Source organism: Methylobacterium sp. 142-1Y, from assembly GCF_057747795.1.
Window position 1 is genome coordinate 5,145,254 of the sequence record NZ_CM173224.1, and the last position, 16,438, is coordinate 5,161,691.

At 65.0% G+C, this 16,438-nt stretch carries 16 protein-coding genes and 1 pseudogene; 12 read left to right on the forward strand and 5 right to left on the reverse strand.

Annotated features, from left to right (window positions below):
- Positions 1-19: 19 nt before the first annotated feature.
- Positions 20-238, reverse strand: coding sequence for a hypothetical protein (locus tag AC3AOF_RS23675; RefSeq protein WP_135414728.1), 219 nt, complete (start codon positions 236-238; stop codon positions 20-22).
- Positions 239-338: 100 nt separating this feature from the next.
- Here AC3AOF_RS23675 and AC3AOF_RS23680 point away from each other — a divergent pair, with 100 nt between their 5' ends.
- The 11 genes from AC3AOF_RS23680 (at position 339) to AC3AOF_RS23730 (ending at position 12,868) form a co-directional block, all read left to right on the forward strand.
- The gene (locus tag AC3AOF_RS23680) at positions 339-1,157 is read left to right on the forward strand and encodes a transglutaminase-like domain-containing protein (protein WP_488346677.1); all 819 of its coding nucleotides are present in this window, start codon (positions 339-341) and stop codon (positions 1,155-1,157) included.
- A gap of 154 nt (positions 1,158-1,311) precedes the next feature.
- On the forward strand, positions 1,312-1,560 hold the full coding sequence (locus AC3AOF_RS23685; RefSeq protein WP_488346678.1) for a hypothetical protein: 249 nt from the start codon (positions 1,312-1,314) through the stop codon (positions 1,558-1,560).
- A 561-nt stretch (positions 1,561-2,121) separates the two neighbouring features.
- Entirely contained in the window at positions 2,122-3,642 is a 1,521-nt protein-coding gene (locus AC3AOF_RS23690; protein ID WP_488346679.1) for an ATPase domain-containing protein, read from the forward strand.
- A 2-nt stretch (positions 3,643-3,644) separates the two neighbouring features.
- Complete coding sequence (locus AC3AOF_RS23695; RefSeq protein WP_488346680.1) at positions 3,645-5,687, forward strand: ATP-binding protein; 2,043 nt, start codon at positions 3,645-3,647, stop codon at positions 5,685-5,687.
- Positions 5,688-6,425: 738 nt separating this feature from the next.
- Positions 6,426-6,635, forward strand: coding sequence for a cold-shock protein (locus AC3AOF_RS23700; protein ID WP_135414733.1), 210 nt, complete (start codon positions 6,426-6,428; stop codon positions 6,633-6,635).
- Between the two features lie 309 nt (positions 6,636-6,944).
- The gene (locus tag AC3AOF_RS23705) at positions 6,945-7,142 is read left to right on the forward strand and encodes a DUF6481 family protein (protein ID WP_355291264.1); all 198 of its coding nucleotides are present in this window, start codon (positions 6,945-6,947) and stop codon (positions 7,140-7,142) included.
- A 45-nt stretch (positions 7,143-7,187) separates the two neighbouring features.
- The gene (locus AC3AOF_RS23710; protein ID WP_167858512.1) at positions 7,188-7,364 is read left to right on the forward strand and encodes a hypothetical protein; all 177 of its coding nucleotides are present in this window, start codon (positions 7,188-7,190) and stop codon (positions 7,362-7,364) included.
- Positions 7,365-7,921: 557 nt separating this feature from the next.
- Entirely contained in the window at positions 7,922-9,358 is a 1,437-nt protein-coding gene (locus AC3AOF_RS23715) for an ATPase domain-containing protein (RefSeq protein WP_488346681.1), read from the forward strand.
- Positions 9,359-9,476: 118 nt separating this feature from the next.
- Entirely contained in the window at positions 9,477-10,760 is a 1,284-nt protein-coding gene (tnpC, locus tag AC3AOF_RS23720) for an IS66 family transposase (protein ID WP_236993540.1), read from the forward strand.
- Positions 10,761-11,277: 517 nt separating this feature from the next.
- A complete protein-coding gene (locus tag AC3AOF_RS23725) occupies positions 11,278-12,552 on the forward strand; it encodes a flavin monoamine oxidase family protein (RefSeq protein WP_488349044.1) in 1,275 nt (424 codons plus the stop codon).
- A gap of 61 nt (positions 12,553-12,613) precedes the next feature.
- Positions 12,614-12,868: a hypothetical protein gene (locus AC3AOF_RS23730; protein WP_236988548.1), complete on the forward strand. Its 255-nt coding sequence runs from the start codon at positions 12,614-12,616 to the stop codon at positions 12,866-12,868.
- Here the strand turns inward: AC3AOF_RS23730 and AC3AOF_RS23735 are convergent.
- The 3 genes from AC3AOF_RS23735 to AC3AOF_RS23745 form a co-directional block, all read right to left on the reverse strand.
- A complete protein-coding gene (locus AC3AOF_RS23735; protein ID WP_236988547.1) occupies positions 12,865-13,368 on the reverse strand; it encodes a hypothetical protein in 504 nt (167 codons plus the stop codon). The two genes, AC3AOF_RS23730 and AC3AOF_RS23735, sit on opposite strands and share 4 nt — an antisense overlap.
- 200 nt (positions 13,369-13,568) lie before the next feature.
- Positions 13,569-14,027, reverse strand: a complete 459-nt coding sequence (locus tag AC3AOF_RS23740; RefSeq protein WP_488346682.1) for a hypothetical protein — start codon at positions 14,025-14,027, stop codon at positions 13,569-13,571.
- A 42-nt stretch (positions 14,028-14,069) separates the two neighbouring features.
- Positions 14,070-14,444, reverse strand: coding sequence for a hypothetical protein (locus tag AC3AOF_RS23745; protein WP_488346683.1), 375 nt, complete (start codon positions 14,442-14,444; stop codon positions 14,070-14,072).
- A 972-nt stretch (positions 14,445-15,416) separates the two neighbouring features.
- Between AC3AOF_RS23745 and AC3AOF_RS23750 the strand changes: the two genes are divergently transcribed.
- Positions 15,417-16,064 carry a hypothetical protein gene (locus AC3AOF_RS23750; protein ID WP_236988545.1) on the forward strand — a complete coding sequence of 216 codons (648 nt, stop codon included), beginning with the start codon at positions 15,417-15,419 and terminating at the stop codon, positions 16,062-16,064.
- 210 nt (positions 16,065-16,274) lie between these two features.
- Here AC3AOF_RS23750 and AC3AOF_RS23755 read toward each other — a convergent pair.
- Positions 16,275-16,391 (reverse strand): annotated as a pseudogene (locus AC3AOF_RS23755) (DUF1236 domain-containing protein); the annotation flags it as partial.
- Between the last annotated feature and the right edge of the window lie 47 nt (positions 16,392-16,438).

Genomic DNA, 16,438 nt, shown 5'->3' on the forward strand with positions numbered 1-16,438 from the left:
CTTCTAAAAACCCACTCTATCATGTTTTGACATGAAAGGGTGCCGGCTGGATTCCGACGCCGTCGCGGGTTTCGGCCCATGGGGACCACGACGCCCAAATGCCTGCCACCACCGCGAATGCCGCGATGGGAGAGAGCGACCGACCGCTGCCCTGCCGGGGGCCGGTTGTGGCTTCGATGATCACGTTCCGGTCCGGCGAACGGAAAAGCTCTTCGTTCGTGCTGTACAGATCGCCCATTCGTGTCATGGATCGTTCGAGTGCAGCCACGTGAACCGGAGACGCGAGCCGACCCGCGTTCAGGGAGAGCGCGACCCTGCCGTCCCCCCGGAGACACGCGATGCGCATCCACGTCGGCTGTGAAATGACCTACGACTTCGTGCAGGACACGCCGGTCGTCACGATGCTCAACGTCCACGCGTCGCGGTTCTCCGATCTTGAGCGACCGGATTATCTGCTGACGGTGCCGGCCGTGCCCCTGGAAGGCTATCGGGACACGTTCGGGAACTGGTGCAACCGGCTCGTCGCGCCGGCCGGGCGTTTCACGCTCAAGACCGACACGGTCGTCCGCGACCACGGCAACGGGGACATGACCGACACGGTCGCACGGCAGGAGGAGGTGCGCAGCCTGCCCGTCGACACGTTGCTCTACCTGCTCGGGAGCCGGTACTGCGAGACCGATCGCCTGTCGCAGACCGCCTGGGACCTGTTCGACGCCATGGCGCCGGGATGGGCGCGGGTGCAGGCGATCTGCGACTACGTTCACGATCGCATCGCCTTCGGCTACGAGCATTCCCGGCCCACCCGGACGGCGCTGGAGGCTTTCGAGGAACGTCGCGGCGTCTGTCGCGACTACGCCCATCTCGCGATCGCGTTCTGCCGCTGCCTCAACATCCCGGCTCGCTACTGCACCGGTTACGTCAGCGACATCGGTCTGCCGTTGCCGCATGCTCCGGGAGATTTCGCGGCCTGGATGGAGGTCTTCCTGGGCGGCCGCTGGCACACCTTCGATCCGCGCAACAACAGCTCGCGAATCGGCAGGATCCTGATCGCCTACGGACGCGACGCCGCCGACGTGCCTCTGACGCTCACGTTCGGGCCGAACACCCTCGTGGATTTCCGGGTGACGACCGAGGAGGCGACGCCGCTCACGGCATGAGACGATCCGGCCCGGCCCGTCGGCTCGCGGGCTCGCGCGGGTTGCCCCTGGTCACGGGGCGGCTTGCAGGGCTGCGCTGCGTTTCGGGGCCGGATCAATCCTCCATCGCGGCGGGTTGACGCCGTGCCGCATCTGCCGCGGTGCGGAGCGAGACATGATCAACCTGTTGCTGTCCTCGATGATGCTCGCGATCGAAGCCCAGAAGGTCGTCGAGCTGCGAATGGTCCGGCTGGCCTGGGGCGGTCCCGAGGGGTGGGCCGAGGCTCAGTCCATGGTGACGGAGAAAGTCTCGGCGGCCGGCGAGGCGATGGTGACGCTCTCGTCCGGCGGGTCGCCCGAGACGGTGGTCGCCCGCTACCGCGAGCACGTGGCGGCGAACACCAAGCGGCTCGCGGCGCCATGACCGCCTCGGGAGTGTCCGCCTCAGGAGTGACCGCAACGAGCGTCGCGATGAACGCGCAGCGCCTGGTGGAGACCGAGCACCGACTGGCCCTCGCCGATCGCGCGTGGCGGGCCGAGGTGCAGCGGCTCCATGGGCCCGACGGCGTCCTGCTCCACGGCTACGGCCCCCTCGGCAGGGGTGAGCCAGGGACGCCGCAGCGTATGGCGTACGAGGCCCGACGAGCGGCCGTAGCGGCTTGGCGACAGGTCAGGACCCGCGGGATCTCCGCGGCATGATCGCCGGACGAACTCGTACGCTCGCCCTTCCTCCGGTATCGGTCGCCGTGCGAACGAGCCGGGGAAGGTCACCTAGGGACCGGCGGACGGCCGGACCTCGGGTAGCTGACGGCCGGACGGTCGTCCGTGGAATCTCCAGGGATGTATCCTGACACCCTCTCTCGGCGTATGCCGCGTTCTCCGGTACTCCCGACATACCGTTCGCGAGCACCCACGAGAGACCGGAAGACCGTTGCCGTGCCGGGCGGCGGTCTTCACCGGCCCCAAGGAACCTGGACCCTCCGCGATGACCGAACCCGCAACGCGCCGGACGCCCGGCAAGGAGCCCCGGATCTCGACCGGCGTGCCCGGTCTCGACGACGTTCTCTGCGGCGGCCTGACCCCGAGCCGGCTCTATCTGCTGGAGGGCACCCCGGGCACAGGCAAGACCACCATCGCGCTCCAGTTCCTCCGCGAGGGGGCGGCCCGCGGTGAACGGGCGCTCTACGTCACCTTGTCCGAGACCTCGGACGAACTCCGCGCCGCCGCCGCCACGCACGGATGGTCGCTCGACGGCATCGACGTCTACGAGCTCGTCGACGAGATGGGCCTCGATCCCGACAGCGAGCAATCGATCCTGCATCCCTCCGAACTCGAACTCGGCGAGACCGTCAAGGACGTCATTGCCCGCGTCGGCGAGACGAAGCCCGACCGGGTCGTGTTCGACAGTCTCTCGGAGCTGCGCCTGCTCGCTCAGAACCCGCTGCGCTACCGGCGTCAGATCCTGGCGCTCAAGCGGTTCTTCGCCAAGCGCGCCTGCACGGTGCTGCTGCTCGACGACAAGACCTCGGAGACGGGGGATGTCCAGCTGCACAGCATCGCGCACGGCGTGATCTCCCTGGACCAGATGGCGCGCGAATACGGGTCCGAGCGACGACGGCTGCGCATCGTGAAGATGCGCGGCATCAAGTTCAGCGGCGGTCACCACGATTTCGCCCTGGAGACCGGCGGCATCCGGGTGTTCCCGCGCCTGATCGCGTCCGAGCACCACGCTGCCTTCGACCCGGTGACCAAGTCCACCGGATCGGCCGAGCTCGACCTGCTGCTCGGTGGCGGCCTCGTACCCGGAACCAACATGCTCCTGCTCGGGCCCTCCGGCGTCGGCAAGACCACGACCGCGGTCCGGTGCATGAAGGCGGCGCTGGAGCGCGGCGAGACGGCGACCTACTACCTGTTCGACGAGGGACTCGCGACCCTGATGACCCGGGCGGCCACGCTCGGCATGGATCTCAGACCGCATGTCGAATCCGGGCGGCTGACCATCACCCAGATCGACCCCGCCGAGGTTTCGCCGGGCGAGTTCGCCGCCATGGCCAGGGAGGCGGTCGAGAAGCGCGGGTCGTCGGTCGTCGTCATCGACAGCCTCAACGCCTACCTGCACGCGATGCCGGGCGAGGAATTCCTGGTCCTGCAGATGCACGAGTTGCTGAGCTACTTCAACCAGCAGGGCATCACCACTCTGCTGGTCCTCGGCCAGCACGGCGTCGTCGGCGAAGTCCGAACGGATGTCGACCTGAGCTATCTCAGCGACGGCATCCTGCTGTTCCGGTTCTTCGAGGCTCAGGGCATGGTTCGCACCGCCCTCTCGGTGATGAAGAGCCGGGTCAACGCGCATGAGCGCACCATCCGCGAGCTGAAGCTATCCGAGGGCGGCCTCGAGGTCGGCCAGGCGCTCGAGGACTTCGAAGGCGTGCTCACGGGCTTGCCGGCCTACCGGGGCAAGGTGGCGATGCTGACGGGCCAGGCTCCGGCGGGTGGCGAGGCGTGATTATGCCGGTCGCGCACGAGGAGCGCATCCTGATCCTGGCCCCGCGGGGGCGCGATGCCGCAGTGATCGGGCAGGTGCTCGCCGGGACCGGCACGCCCGCACAAGCCTGTCCCGACCTGAGGGGCTGGCTCGACGGCCTGCGGGCCGGCGCTGGTGCTGCCCTCGTCACCGAGGAGGCGCTGGAAGGTGACCTCACCGACCTCTTTGCGTGGCTCGATGCGCAACCGGCCTGGTCGGATTTCCCCTTCATCGTGCTGGCGACCCGCCAGGCCGCCCGCCGCTCCGAGCGTGCGTCGCAGCGGCTCGCCCGGCTCGCCAATGTCGTGCTGCTCGAGCGCCCGGTGAATGCCGAGACGCTCGTCAGCGCCGCGGCCTCCGCCCTTCGGGCGCGCCGCCGCCAGTACCAGGCTCGTGAGCATCTCCTGGAGCGCGAGCGGGCTCAAGCGCAGCTCCGGCTCGCCAACGAGGATCTCGAGCGGCGCGTGGCCGAGCGCACGCGGGAGGTCGAGACCGCTCACGAGACCCTCGCCTTCGCCCTCGACGCCGCCGGCATGGCGTCCTGGGACCTCGATGACCGCACCGGCGCGGCGCGGCGCTCGCCCCGCTTCGACGCCGTCTTCGGGTACGGCGAGGCGGGCCCGCACTGGGACAGAGAGAGCCTGATCGCGCACGTCGTCGAGGAGGACCGCGACATCGCCGAGCGCGCTTTCGCGGCGACCCGCGAGACCGGCACGCTCGACCTCGAATGCCGCATCCGGCGCGCCGACGGACAGGTGCGCTGGATCGCGCTCAGGGGCCGAGTCCGCGACGAGGGCGATACGGCGACGCGGATCGCCGGCATCCTGATGGACCGCACCGACCAGCGCTCCACCGAGGAGGCTCTGCGCCAAGCCCAGAAAATGGAAGCGATCGGGCAGCTCACCGGCGGCGTGGCGCACGACTTCAACAACCTGCTCACCGTCATCGTCGGCGGGCTCGACATGATGCTGCGTCGGCCCGAGCAGGTCGAGCGCGTGAAGCGCCTGGCCGAGGCGGCCATGGGCGCGGCGAGGCGCGGCGAGCAGCTGACCCAGCAGCTTCTCGCCTTCTCCCGGCGCCAGATGCTGCGGCCGCAGACGCTCAACCCGAACCGGCTGCTCCTGGACTTCAAGCCACTCGCCGAGCGGGCGGCCGGCGGAGCCGTCGCGCTGGCCTTCGACCTCGATCCCGCGATCGATCCGATCCGCATCGATCCGGCCCAATTCGAAGCGGCGGTGCTCAACCTCGTCGTCAACGCGCGAGATGCGATGGAGGGACGGGACGGCCCCGCCCGCATCGCCGTGACGAGCCGGAACATCCACCTCGGTACCTCGGCCGTCGCCGACAAGGGGGTGCCGCCCGGTCCCTACGTGACGGTGTCGGTCACGGACACCGGCAGCGGCATCCCGTCCGACGCGCTCCCGCGCGTGTTCGAGCCCTTCTTCACCACGAAGGAGGTCGGCAAGGGAACGGGGTTGGGCTTGAGCCAGGTCTACGGCTTCACGCGCAGTGCCAACGGCTTCGCACGCATCGAGTCCGAGGTCGGGCGGGGCACGACGGTCAGCCTGTGTTTCCCACGCTCGACCGATCCAGCCGGCGAGGAGCCTGGGACCGGGCCGGTCAGCCCCATTCCACTCCGCCGAGCCGGCGCGGGCGAGACGGTGCTGCTCGTGGAGGACGACGAGCCGGTGCTCGCCATGGCTGTCGAGAGCCTGGAGGAACTGCGGTACCGGGTGGTCGTTGCACGCAACGCCGCGGAGGCGCTGGAGCACCTCAGGGGGGTGGAGCGCATCGACATCCTGTTCTCGGACGTGGTGATGCCAGGCGGCATGAACGGCTCTCAGCTCGCCGTCGAGGCGCAAAGGCTCCGTCCCGGCATTAAGGTTCTGCTCACTTCGGGCTATGTCGCTAATCTCGACGAGGGGCAGGTCATCGGGCGCGGCGAGCTGCCGGTGCTGAGCAAGCCCTATCGCCGCGACGAACTCGCCCGCTCGCTCCGGCTGGTGCTTGGCGGCGAAAGACGCTGAAGGCGTCACCAATGACGATCCGGTGCCAGCCTTCGGAGATGCCTCCACGATCGTCATCCAATTATTTTCCGATGTATTATATTTTTATATGAAAGACCGTAAAATAATCAAACTATCGGATGAAGCTATGGCTCATCGGTAAATCCGCACTTAGACAGCGCAACAAAAAATAGTCAAATATGTCTGAAAAAAGATCAGCCTGATCTCATCGCCGGCGTCTTCTTGATCAAAAATGAGATACAGCCTCGACATATCGATCGGCATATGATCGTCAATGCTCCGTGATCGAGCCAGGATAGGTAGTAAAATTTGGGCTAATCCTTATCAATGACGTTACAGCGCAATTCAACGCAGCCCTTTTCTTTCGATAGGCTACCGAGCTCGTATGACGACACCGATCGGCGGGGAGATCGGCCTCGGCGCGAAGAGGCCCGACGAGGCAGAGGGTACAATCCTGACATCTTATGTCGAAGCGGACAGCTGCGCGATGAGGCCACCTTTGCAAGATTTCGTATTACAAACCGAACGCGCAAAAAGTTTTTTCTCTGCGCCCTTGCTAATTCGCCTGATCCGAACCATATGAGACGAGTTGATCATTGGCCGGATTGCCGGGCTTTTCGTTCCGCTTACCCCGGGCGTCCGCTCTGTTATTCTCTCCAGATCTGTCGATAGTTGGAGCTGTAGCGACGCTATGGCGCGCTGAGTTCATGCATGCACCTGGGAGATATGGAGATGACGATGAGCATCGGCACCGTGAAATGGTTCAACGTGCAAAAGGGTTTCGGCTTCATTCAGCCGGATGATGGCACCAAGGATGTCTTTGTCCACATCTCAGCAGTCGAGCGGGCTGGCATGCAGACCCTTACCGATGGACAGAAACTCTCCTACGAAATGGAAACCGATCGCCGCAGCGGCAAGCAGTCTGCCGGCAATCTGCAGTCGGCATAAAATTCACTACATTGGGGTGAGGACATATCTGTCCTCACTTTCATTGCTTAAATTTAAGGTGTCGGTAGCTTTTTAAGCGAAAAAGCGGCGTAAACTTTGAGAAAATCTATAATTTGTTCTTTGCGTTGTAGCAATCAAGCTGTCGCCGCTTCTCGGCAATCGATACTCGCAATAGGTTGGCGACCAGCGTCGCGGCGTCAACTATCCGATCGCACCTACTGCGATCACTCGGTCCACGAACCGCACTGACACGCCTCAAACCGGTTTTTGTCCCCAATCCGATCCCTCGTCAGGAACCGAGCCTGAGCCATGGGCAAATGCAATGAAGCGCCTCTGGGTGAAAGGCTGGGTTCCGCCTCCGCGGCACGCCAGACCTTGCAAGCCTGGTTTCAGGCGGGGGGCGCCAAGAACGACCTGGCCTCTGCGGACAGGCAAGCCGAACGGCGGGCTATCTTCGCAGCGAGAGCTATTCGTCTGACCGAGCGAGAGACAGAACGAGCTGCTTGAAAAGTAACTCGGATTATCCAGTAGGCTAGAGCAGAAGCCCAGCAAGTGCGTGAGCGCGAGCTTGCGGCGCCTGAGGAAATGCTGCGTGCTGCCGATGCCGCAGTCGCTAAAGTTAAGCTGTGTGCCAAGCAGCAGGCCGCGCGAGATGCCCGCAAGGCGCAAGCTCAGATGTGGTTGCAATGCATTTTGGCGGAACTAGCAGATCTTCCCGATCATGAATAAAGGATCAAGCCACGTGTCCCATAAATTCAAACTGCGCCAACAAGTCCGCATGGTTCAAGGCGGCTTCTCCGACAGGTTGACGAGCAGCGGAGATACTTTCGAAATTGTGCAGCTCATGCCAGAGGATCGGAGTGGGGAGGCGTCGTACCGTATCCGATCTCGTATGGGAGATCGCGCTGTCAGAGAAAGTGAGATTGCCTCTATTTTCTAGTGAATCAAGCCGGCGATGCGGTAGATCATAGCGTTTATAATATATAACTTATCGGGAGAAAATTTTCATGGCAAAGAATTTCATCACTGGTTCAGCGCGCAGTCCTTCCAATGAAGAATTTCGTCGGCGCATTGAAAAATTAACGGAAATGCCCTCATACGCTGGGCTTCCGACAAATAAGCATAGGCAAAAATCCTGGAAAAAGCCATTTGCATGGCAGCCGCGGGAGCGTCCTTTGGACGGCACCGGATAAGCAATTTAACATATCCTGAAAAATAGATGGCATATTTGTCCTTCTACCCTGCAAGCGCCGTGGTGAAGCTCACCATGCTCTGAAAGTATTCCCATGCCCACTCAGCGCGTCGATGCCTCCCCTGTCGCAACAGGGGCACTCGGCCTCGACACCATTCTGGGGGGCGGCTTCGCGGCCAACCGTGCCCACCTGGTCGAGGGGCGGCCGGGCTCAGGCAAGACCACGCTCGCGCTGCAATTCCTCCGCGACGGGGCGCGGCTCGGCGAGCGCTGCCTCTACATCACCCTCTCGGAGAGCCGGCGCGAGCTCGCCTCCGTCGCCTCCCGCCACGGCTGGTCGCTCGACGGCATCGAGATCTTCGAGCTGGTGCCGCCCGAGCTCAGCCTCGACCCGCGCCAGCAGCAGAGCCTCGTCCATTCCTCCGACCTCGAGCTCGGCGAGACCGTGCGGCTCGCCATCGCGGAGATCGACCGGATCAAGCCGCAACGGGTGGTGTTCGACAGCCTGTCGGAGATCCGCCTGCTCTCGCAGAGCTCCCTACGCTACCGCCGCCAAGTGCTGGCTTTGCGCAGCTATCTCCTCATCCACGACACCACCGCGCTCCTCCTCGACGACCTCACCGTCGACCAGGACGACCTCAACTTGCACAATCTCTGCCACGCGGTGATCCAGCTCGAACAGCTTGTCCCCCTCTATGGCGGCGAGCGCCGGCGCCTGCGGGTGATCAAGATGCGCGGTACGCATATCCGCGGCGGCTACCACGACTTCGTCATCCGTCGCGGCGGCCTCTCGGTGTTCCCGCGCTTGGTCGCGGCCGAGCACGGTCATCCCTATGAGGTCGACCGCCTCAGCAGCGGTAATGGCGCCCTCGACGCGCTGCTCGGCGGCGGCCTCGACCGGGGCACCAGCACGATGCTTCTCGGCCCCTCCGGCGTCGGCAAGTCCTCGACCGCGCTCGCCTACGTAACGGTGGCGCTGGCGCGCGGCGAGCGCGGGCTGATCCTGAGCTTCGACGAGCCGACCGGGATCCTGATGCGCCGGGCTGCCGGTCTCGGTATGGATATCACGGCGGCGGTCGCGGAGGGGCGCCTGCGGGTCGAGCAGATCGACCCGGCGGAGGTTTCGCCGGGCGAGCTCGCCGCCATGGTGAGCGACGCTGTCGAGCGCGAGGGCGTGCGGCTCGTGCTGATCGACTCGCTCACCGGCTATCAGAACGCGATGCCGGGCGAGCAGTACCTACTGCCTCAGATGCACGAAATCCTGACCTATCTGAACCAGCAGATGGTGACGACGCTACTCGTGTTGGTCCAGCACGGCTTGGTGGGACAGATTTCGGCCGCGATTGATCCTACCTACCTTGCTGACACCCTACTTTTGTTTCGGTTCTTCGAGGCGGATGGGCACTTGCGCCGGGCGGTGTCGGTGATCAAGAAGAGGATCGGACCGCACGACGACACCATCCGGGAATTCTGGATTGATGCTGATGGACTTCACGTCGGCAGACAACTCGTAGATGCATTGTGGCAGTGAGCGTATGTTCGTTGTCGGTAATTACCCAGGGGGGTGCCGTGACGGGCGGCTCGGTCGCGGCTTAGGTGTCATGTCGCCCCCCCTTGCCGTCTGATGGTTTGGCTGATTCCCTGTCGGGATGAGCCGCAGCGATTTGGAGCGCCTGAGCAAGGAGGAACTGATCGAGCTGGTGCTGAAGCTGCACCGGCCGGAGAAGACCTCGCGCACCTCGTCCAAGCCGCCGGCCACGGATCGCAAGGAGAGGCGGGAGAAGTCCCGTCCCGGCGGGGCCAAGCCCGGGCATGAGGGCCACAAGCGGGCGCTGACCCCGGATCCGGATCAGGTGGTGGAGCATCGGCCCTGCGCCTGCTCGTCGTGCGGCGAACCACTGCCGGCCGACCTTCCGGCCGAGGTCGTCAGCGTGCACGAGCGGATCGACCTGCCGCTGGTTCGCCCGGTGGTGGAGCAGCACCGGCGCCTGTGCGTGACCTGCCCGGCCTGCCGGACCCGGGTCGCCGCCCGACGCCCGGCGGGAGCCGACGCGACACCCTTCGGGTCGCGGCTGCACGCGGTGGCGACCTACCTGAAGACCTTCCAGGCGCTGTCCTACGAACGGTTGCAGGCGGCGTTGTCGGACCTGTTCGGGCTGAAGCTCAGCCAGGGCGGGCTGATGAACGTGCTGCGGCGCGCCCAAGGCTGCTTTGCCGGGGGCCGGGACGCGGCGCTGGCGCGTCTGCGGCAGGCGCCGGTGGTGGCCTCGGACGAGACCGGGGTGCGGATCGAGGGCACCAACAGCTGGCACTGGGTGTTCCGCTGCGAGGAGGCGGTGGTGCATCACGCCGCCCCGAGCCGGTCTGCTGCTGTCGTCGGCGAGGTGATGGCCGGGCACCGGCCTTTGGTGTGGCTCTCGGACCGGTACTCGGCCCAGCAGGGACACGGCGAGCGCCAGCAGACCTGCCTGGCGCACCTCGCCCGCGACGTGGCCTATGCAGCCGAAGCCAGCGACGACCTGCTCGCCCTGCGGTTCAAGTGGTGGCTCGACAACGCCTTCGGGCTCGCCCGCCGGCTGACCGCGTTGGCCGCCTCGACCCTGGCGCGCAAACGGCGCGAGTTGGAGGGGGATCTCGACGCCCTCCTGAAGGTGCCCGCCACCTGCGACCTCACCCGAGCGCTCCAGACCCGGATGCAGCGGGCGCGCGACCAGCTCCTGACCTTCGTGGCCTTCCCGGGGAAGGTCGACGTGACCAACAACGCCTGCGAGCGCGACCTCCGGCCGGCCGTGGTCCAGCGCAAGGTGACAAACGGCTATCGGGCGATGTGGGCGGCCAAAGGCGAGGCAGACGTGCGCACCGTCGTCGCCACCGCCGCCCTCCGGACCAAGGCCACGCCCTTCACCACCCTGCTCGCGACCATCACCGCCTGAGCAACCCCCCCTCCAAGTGAAAGAGGGGGGGGCGGAAAACGCGCGTGCCGAAAAATACCCCCTGGGTAATTACCGTTGTCGCTTCTATAGACTCTTATTATCAGTATAAAAATATATATTGCTTCGAACATAATTTAAGATATCGAAATCATACAACTGATACGTGGCGCTAATATATCGTATAATGATCCTATTAAATTGATTTTATCTGCCAAATCTGTTTGAAATATACATAATTCTTTCATTGAATATTTTTATGCGCAAATGAATGTCTGGTAAAAATGAACACCGGACGTTCCCAATCTGAAAGCGAATGTCCGCAAGGGGTCACCAGTTCGCCTGCCGCTTTCTCATCTGTCGGCGGACCGCGCGACCACGAAGGCAGGCATCGTGGCCTTCCCGGAGGTGCTGGCGGAGCGGCAGTTGCCGATATGGCCGGTGCCCGCCCCGGCTAGGGACGACGCCCGAAGACCGCCGACGCTTGCCCCAATTGCCGGCCGACCTCACCTACGGCCCCATGGGCAGCGAGTTTGACGTCATCATCGTAGGAGGAGGCGCTGCCGGCATCGGCGCCGCGCGGCGGCTGGCCGCGAAGGGTAAGGCGGTGCTGCTACTTGAGGCGTCGGTTCGCCTTGGCGGTCGCGCCTTTACGCAGGATCTCGGCGGGTATCCGCTCGACCTCGGCTGCGAGTGGCTCCATTCGGGCGACCGCAACGCCTGGGTCGGTATCGCCGAGGCGTCCGGCTTCCCGGTCGACCGAAGCGACCCGCCATGGGCGAAGGCGCATCCTGGCATCGCCTGGGGCCAGGACGACGAAGAGGTGGCCCAGAAGGCGTTCGGCGATTGGGAGGAGCGGCTCCGGGTGATCGCGCAGGGCAGCGACCGCGCGAGCGATGCCCTGGAGCCCGAGGGTGAGTGGGACGCTTACGTGCGGACTATCGCCGGCTTCATGAGCGGGGTCGCGCCCGAGAGGATCTCGGCCACCGACTACATCGCCTACGACGATGCTTCCACGGGTCGGAACTGGAACCTGCCACTCGGCTACGGTACCCTGGTCGCTGCCAGCCTCCCGCCCTCGGTGACGCTGCGCCTGGCGACCCCCGTTGAGCGGGTCGACCTGATGGCGGACGGCGTCGCCGTCTTGACGCGCGCCGGTACCGTCCGCGCCAGGGCCGCCATCCTCACAGTCTCGATCGCGGTTCTGGCCGGCGATGCCATCCGCCTGCCCGCGGGAACCGAGCCCTGGCGCGAGGCGGCCGCCGCCCTGCCGCTCGGCCGCAACGAGAAGGTCTTCCTGGAGATCAGGCGCGACGCCGCGTTCGAGCCGGTCTCGCACGCCTATGGCAACCTGCGCGACGCCCGGTCAGCCGCCTACTCGATCCGGCCCAACGGCTGGCCGGTCATCGAGGCGTTCCTCGGCAGCGAAGGGGCCCGCATTCTGGAGGAGGAAGGTCCGGCCGCCGGCTTCGCCCACGCCTCGGCCGAACTGGTCGCCCTGTTCGGGAGCGACGTGGCCTCGGCCATCCGCCCGCTCGCGGCCACGGCTTGGAGCCGGACGGCGTCCATCGGCGGTGCCTACAGTTGCGCCCTGCCGGGGCAATCCCAAGCGCGGGCGCGGCTGGCCCGCCCCTTCGAGGACCGGCTGTTCTTCGCAGGCGAGGCGACACACCCCTTCGACTTCACGACCGCTCACGGGGCCCACGATAGCGGGCAACGGGCCGCCAACGAGGCCATGGCGGTGCTCCGGGACGGGCAGCCGCTCGGGCGGCGCGGGTCTCTCCCGGCTGCTTGAGCGCCAGCGGCTTGGTAGCGGTCTCAGTCCCGGTGGCGCAGGGCCTCGACCAGCACCTCGAATGCCGCCGGTTGCCGGCGCCGGCTCGGATAGTAGAGGTGGTACACGAGGAGGGAGCGCGGCCATCAACGGTGCCTTCCTGAAGGCGGGCCTGATCGACGAGATCAGCGTGCTCATCCACCCGGCTGTCGATGGCCTCACCGGCGTCGAGAGCTTCTTCTGTTACCAGGGCGATGCGGACGAGCGGCCGGGCGTAGGTCAAGCGCTCCGGCATTTCGCGACCGAAACCCCAGAGGGGCGGTATGGTTTGGCTTAGCTACCGGGTTGAGGAAGCGCCGAAGACCAAAAACGGAGCCGGGGAGCGTTCCGCCGGAACCACGAACGACAAGCCGTCAGCCCCTTCGACTGGCCGCGACCTGCGATGAATATGCTCACGTGCTGCTTGACCGCCGAGATCGAGATCGCCCCAGGGCCTGCCGCGTCGGCCACCTCCCAAAGCGGGTGGACGAGGGTCACGGCCCGCAGCGGCCCGGGCTGGGCGCGCACCAGCAGGTCGGCCTGCGGGATCAGCGCGGCGCGCAGTCGCGCTTGGGCTTCGTGGCAACCGTCGCGGCAGCGGCGTGGGCCACAGGTGTCGGGGTTGCACCGGCCGAGCTCACGGATCAAGCCGCGTGGGGCATTGGTGCGGGCCAGAGCCCGGACCATCGCCTGCTGGCGCTGAGCGACCGCGGCTGCGGTCTCGAAGTTATCGAGCCCGAGCGCGGCTAGTTGCTCACGGGCGGCATCGGGGGGATCGGTCGCTTGGTTGGGGGGCACGGGCGGCCTCGCTGCTGTGGGCGAAGCCGTTCCATTTACCGGGTTGTCTATGGGCTAATAGCCGCGCTGGGCCAATCTCCGCTGCGATTACCTGCGCGGATTTATGTGGCTGCTATCATTGCGCTTTCCAGCAATCGGAGCGGAATCTTCCTGCGCTGCGTGGGCTGGATATCCGGGTGGTCGCTCGCATCTCACCGGCCTCACGGTCCCGCCGAACCTGCAAACAGCGCCGCTATGTGGTCGGATAAGTCGCCGCGGTGCTGTGTGAACCGCTCTTTCTGAGCCTTCGTCCGGCGGCCCGCTTTCGCTTTGCGCGGCGCCCACACCAGCTTCTTGAACTGTCGTTCGCTCACATCACGGCCATGCCGCTGCGCTACGCTGGTCACCAGATCCAAAGCTTCGTCACGAGTAATGCCGTAATCGTGCGCACGCTCGTGTGCGCGGATGAGCTCGCCCGCCTGGTGCAACATGGCCTCGCTCGCAGTCTTCCCCCCTTCCTTCCGGCGGGCGTCCATCCAGCGTTCGAAGGCGGCCCTCTCGATCACCACGTCGGCGAGCTGGTCCGGCAGCCCGGGTTCGCGGATCACGGTGCGGCCAGTGTAGAAGATCGGCCGGGCTTGCTTCAGCCAAACCCCTGGAGCCAGCATCGGGCTGCGCACGCCCGTAGCGTGATGCACAGCGTGCGCGGCGAGCCGGCCCGTCTAGAAAGCCTCGCGCAGTGTCGTGCGCACCGCCTTGTACAAACGCGTGCAAACCCGCCGTTCGGCTTGCGTGAGTGCGAGGTCGACGGGAATACGTCGAAGCCTGGCTCGAATGCCCATCAATCGCAAATCGTGGCGGACATGCCGTCGCTCCTTGCGAGACCATCGGAACGGCATGGCCGCCCAGCCGGGCATGTATCCCCAAAGGCCCGGGTGATCATGATGGCCGAGCGTGTTGAGGGCGTCCTCCAGCGGCAGCCAACCATGGAGCGTGGTGGCCGGCGTGCCGGAGAGGCGCAACGGCGTGATGATCGTGCCAAGACTAGACTCTGCGGAACTCATTGCCGACTCCTCGACCTGCACGATGTCTCTCATGATCGCACGCCCGTTGGGAAGGAAACGGTCCACGGGTCGATGGAATTCATACGCCCGCGACGGCGCACTTGACCGACGTCGCTGCCAACACGAGGACGGAACACGCCTACCGCGGTCGGATCCGGAGCTTCCACCGAAACTCCAGATCGCAGGGCATCCCGACGTATCCTGCGCATCGCCGAATGGTGACCCCGTAACCGTCGAAGCCCAAGTCGTGGCGGATCAAGCCCTCGATTCTGGCCAAGTTTTCCTCGTCCCAGCAGAGCCAACGAGGACTTTCTGTCAGCACTCCAAATTCCACCGTCAACTGACTCGCATTGTGCTGAAGCATCAGGGTGTCGCTTAGATCCAGCCGTCGGTTGGTAAAGCTCCCGAGAGCGGCCCCACGCCGGTAGAACGACAGCGTACACTTCGGCGGCCAAAGATACTTGTCCTGCACAGCCGTTGCCCGCCGCCGCTTCTTTAACTCCACGAATCAATCAGAACCACGAGGGGAGGAGAATGACAAGAGCAGCGATAAGCGAGTGGTCACACATCGGGCTGCCGCCGTAACCCGCGATACCGCCAGCCCCTGAAATAATCAGCAGCACCATCGGCGAACGCAATGCAAATTGGAGTATCATGTTCGACGTCGGACCGCCGGTAAAGCTGTTGGCTATACGCACAGAGCCCGCTGCGCCGACGCTAAAATCGATGCGCGAAGATCGGCGATGCGGGTATTTCGGACCCTTCGGGCGGCCTACTCTGACCGAGGTCGTCTTCAAGGGCGTCGCCGGAGCGAGCGCGCATGGTGATGACCAGAACTTGATCAGGCCCCGCATAACTCGAATGGCTGGTCTGCTGTCGGTCGATGCCAACCTGCTTCGGCTTAGCTGAATATCTGCCATTCGAAATTAAAGAGGTGAAGACGTGAAAAATACAAAATATACCGGAGATATATCAACGCTGGCGGGTATTGCCCGGAGCCAGAAGATGCTCGGCGCCTGCTATCACTGCGAGAAGCACAAGGTCTATGAGTTGGTGTCGGCGCGTGGGCAGCTAACTTGGCACGTCGCCAACGGCGAGCTCGAAGTTATCGGAAACAGCCTCGAAGCCATCTCACGCGTCTGCCGGATGGTGGAGAACTTCGAGCGGGCAAAGGCGCGAGGCGGATGCGCTGACCTGCCCAAACTGCGCGAGGAGCTCAAGATCGTCCCGATGCCGACGGTGCACACGGTAACCAGCGCCTATAACCTGCTCTACGGCTTCTACGGCAAGGCCGGGGCGCAACGTGGAGCATCGTCCAAGGTCAAGCCGGCCAGCGATGGCGTGCGACCCCCGAGCGGGGTCTTGGTGGTGGCCCACATGCAGCTCGCGCGCAATGCCAAGCCGGTTACCGCGGTGCAGGACAACCTCTGCTGGGACTACAGCGTCTATCTGGAGAGGGCCGAGAACGAGCGCGTGCACCCGGACGACTTCGAGGGGTGGATCGGCAAGGAGGTCCTCAACGGCTGGACGGTGGCAGCCAAGAAGCTGCAGATGCACAGTGAGACGGCAATCGACTGGCACTACCGCAACTACCTCTCGGATCGTGAGGAGGCCGAGATTCAGGCGATGATGGCGCGTTCGGCCCTGCACTGAGAAAGTCTGGTTCACTCGGTAAGCTAGAACATCCGGCCGCATGGATGGACACTATCGCCCCTCCCCATCTTTGGGGAGGGGAGGCTCGCCGCGGACGGTCCCACATCACGCGCCAACGATACTTGCATGAACCATTCGGCAAACCGCCGAAGCGTCGCCTCCATTTTCCGTCGGTCGAACGGCTTGCCGAGCACGATGAGCACCACCTCACGCAGATCCGACTAGCCTTGCCGCTCCGACTGCACCGCCGACGATTGCCCCAAGCGAGCCAGCTACTGCGCCGCCTTCCGCTGCCCCTTCCTGAGCCCCGCGCACGAGCCCTTCGGCGTCATAGCCCTGCGTCCTTGACGGAGCGCAGGGCTAACATGTTCGTT

Coding starts and splice junctions, on each gene's coding strand:
- AC3AOF_RS23680 (WP_488346677.1), top strand. CDS start 339: ATGCGCATCCACGTCGGCTGTGAAATGACCTACGACTTCGTGCAGGAC.
- AC3AOF_RS23695 (WP_488346680.1), top strand. CDS start 3,645: ATGCCGGTCGCGCACGAGGAGCGCATCCTGATCCTGGCCCCGCGGGGG.
- AC3AOF_RS23690 (WP_488346679.1), top strand. CDS start 2,122: ATGACCGAACCCGCAACGCGCCGGACGCCCGGCAAGGAGCCCCGGATC.
- AC3AOF_RS23745 (WP_488346683.1), bottom strand. CDS start 14,444: ATGAGAGACATCGTGCAGGTCGAGGAGTCGGCAATGAGTTCCGCAGAG.
- AC3AOF_RS23685 (WP_488346678.1), top strand. CDS start 1,312: ATGATCAACCTGTTGCTGTCCTCGATGATGCTCGCGATCGAAGCCCAG.
- AC3AOF_RS23700 (WP_135414733.1), top strand. CDS start 6,426: ATGAGCATCGGCACCGTGAAATGGTTCAACGTGCAAAAGGGTTTCGGC.
- AC3AOF_RS23725 (WP_488349044.1), top strand. CDS start 11,278: ATGGGCAGCGAGTTTGACGTCATCATCGTAGGAGGAGGCGCTGCCGGC.
- AC3AOF_RS23675 (WP_135414728.1), bottom strand. CDS start 238: ATGGGCGATCTGTACAGCACGAACGAAGAGCTTTTCCGTTCGCCGGAC.
- AC3AOF_RS23715 (WP_488346681.1), top strand. CDS start 7,922: ATGCCCACTCAGCGCGTCGATGCCTCCCCTGTCGCAACAGGGGCACTC.
- AC3AOF_RS23750 (WP_236988545.1), top strand. CDS start 15,417: ATGCTCGGCGCCTGCTATCACTGCGAGAAGCACAAGGTCTATGAGTTG.
- AC3AOF_RS23730 (WP_236988548.1), top strand. CDS start 12,614: ATGCCGCCGGTTGCCGGCGCCGGCTCGGATAGTAGAGGTGGTACACGA.
- AC3AOF_RS23705 (WP_355291264.1), top strand. CDS start 6,945: ATGGGCAAATGCAATGAAGCGCCTCTGGGTGAAAGGCTGGGTTCCGCC.
- tnpC (WP_236993540.1), top strand. CDS start 9,477: ATGAGCCGCAGCGATTTGGAGCGCCTGAGCAAGGAGGAACTGATCGAG.